This window comes from Ideonella sp. P3_A4 (assembly GCF_056403075.1).
In genome coordinates, this window is record NZ_JBFUGE010000824.1 from 1 (window position 1) to 2,246 (window position 2,246).

The 2,246-nt window shown below is 63.9% G+C and carries 1 protein-coding gene; it reads right to left on the reverse strand.

Annotated features, from left to right (window positions below; translation table 11 throughout):
- Window positions 1–354: 354 nt before the first annotated feature.
- Window positions 355–2,172, reverse strand: a complete 1,818-nt coding sequence (locus AC1DYI_RS33225; protein ID WP_477208373.1) for an FG-GAP repeat domain-containing protein — start codon at window positions 2,170–2,172, stop codon at window positions 355–357.
- Window positions 2,173–2,246 lie beyond the last annotated feature (74 nt).

Sequence of the window (2,246 nt, forward strand, 5' to 3'; positions counted from 1 at the left end):
CATGACCGGCACTTGGCTGTGCCTTGTCGTCGTGGTGCAGTCTCCCCCGCTGCGGGCGCTATGTTCTCGCGCCTCAGGCTGTGTTCAATCCAATACATCCGAAGATTTAGGCGGATGTTTAGTAATCCCGACTACGGAAGTCGGGATTGGGGCTGCGCGTGGTCCCCCGCCGGCTTGGGATTGCAGACGGCAAGAGCCGGTGCGCCCCGTTTTCGCCCAATCCGGCGGGACGTGTGCTCCACGCAAGGCGCCCCCGCTGCTTTCGCCACTCGGGGGGGCCGGCGGGGCCCCAACAACACCGCCCCGCCGGCCCCTTCGGCCCTCTCTCCCACAAGAGTCCTGACTTCTTTGCGCCTACTGCACCACCGTCCAGCCATAGGCCGGCGTCTGCATCTGCCCGCTGCGCGCAGCCTTGTTCAGGMCGTCGAGGAACCAGATGTCGTAGAGCATCGACGATGGGTTCATCCAGAGGATGTCGGCCTTGCCGTCGCCGTCGAAGTCACCGGTACCTTCGAGGTAGTAGCCGGAAGAGGGCGGTGAGCCGAGGCCGCCGGAGCTGGGCTTGGCGGTCAGCGCCTGGCCGGTCATGAACCAGATCACGTAGCCGTTGATGCCGGCGTGGTACCACAGCACGTCGGCGATGCCGTCGCCGTCGAAGTCGGCGATCTGGCGCGGCGTCCAGCCGGGCGAGGGCTGCTGCATCATGTTGCTGAACAGCACGTTGGCACCGTTCATGAACCAGACGGTGTGCAGGTTGCCGGGGTAGACCCACAGGATGTCGGCCTTGCCGTCGGCATTGAAGTCGCCGACACCTTCGAACACCCAACCCGGGTTGGGCGCCGCAATCGGCACGTTCGAGGTCTGCGCGCCGCCGTTCATGAAGGCAATCGAGTATTGGCCGGTGGCGCGGTTGAACCACAGCAGGTCGGCCTTGTGGTCGCCGTCGAAGTCACCCGTTGTCAACAGCGTGGCGCCCGTGTCCAGCCCGCTCAGCATCACCGAGCGCAGCACGTTCGAGCCGCTCATGAACCAGATGACGTACTGCCTGGCCGTCTTGTTGAACCAGAGGATGTCGCTGCGGCCGTCACCGTCGAAGTCGCCCTTGGCAATCGCCTTCCAGTCCATCGACGAGGTGTTCCAGGAGACCACCGAGCCATCGGCCACCTGCAGGCCTGACATCAGCCAGGTCACGTAGGTGGTGGTGTCGTTGGTGAACAGCAGATCGGCCTTGTGGTCGCCGTTAAAGTCGGTCTTGAAGTTCTTCGCTAGCAATTGGCGCGGGGCATTCGGCACTGCCACCTTCTTGACCACCGGTCCGTACTTGTCGTGCTTGAAGGTCAGGTCCCACTGCTTGCGGGCGAACCACTTCTGCACCGTGCCGCTGTAGTGCAGTGAGTCGGTGTCGAAGATGCCGAGGTAGGGCTTGCTCGGCGAGTACAGCGGGTTGCCGGCTTCGTCTTTCGCCGCCGCAGCGTCGATCAGGCTGACGTTCAGCGACTTGTCCTGCGCCATCTGCGTGAAGGCACTGGCGATCATCGCGGTGGCCGCCGCGTCGTAGGCCGGCGTGCGCGGGTAGTACAGGTAGAACGGGAAGTCCGCACCACCGACCGTGGCCTGGAACTGCTCGATCAGGTTCTTGTAGTTGCGGACCACGTCGGCCTGTGTCGCAAAGCTGTGCGACGAGGCTTCCGTTTCCCACTGGTCCCAGTGGATGCCGATCAGGCGAGGGCGCTTGCCCGCCTTGATCAGGTTCTGCATCGCCATGCCGAGCATGCGGTTGGCGAGCGGGAACTGGCTGTTGATGCTGTCGGGCGTGCGCTCGGGCCACCACAGGTTGTTGTTGCCGTTCTCCCAACCCTTGATGCCCTGGCCCGGCCAGGCGATGTGGATGACATAAAGATCCGGCAGGTTCGCGGTGTGCTGGGTGACGGCGTCATCCCACAGCTTCGCGAACTCGCCGGCCAGGTTGTAGGTGTTCTGGGAGTAGTCGCCCAGGTTGTGGTTATCGACGGAGAAACCGTCCCAACTGACGTCCTCTGTGGTCAATGATCGATTGGCGGCAACACTGAGTCCTTTCACGTGGGCCAGGTGCTGGCCGATGCGGTTGACGTCCGCACCGGTCAGGATCTGGTTGTAGCCTTGTGCATTCGACTGGCCCAGCACCAACAGCACCGGCGCATCGGTGGTCGGTTAAGGGCCCGCAGCCGTGGCCATGGCCGGGCCGCCGACAGCGAGCGCCAGACTAG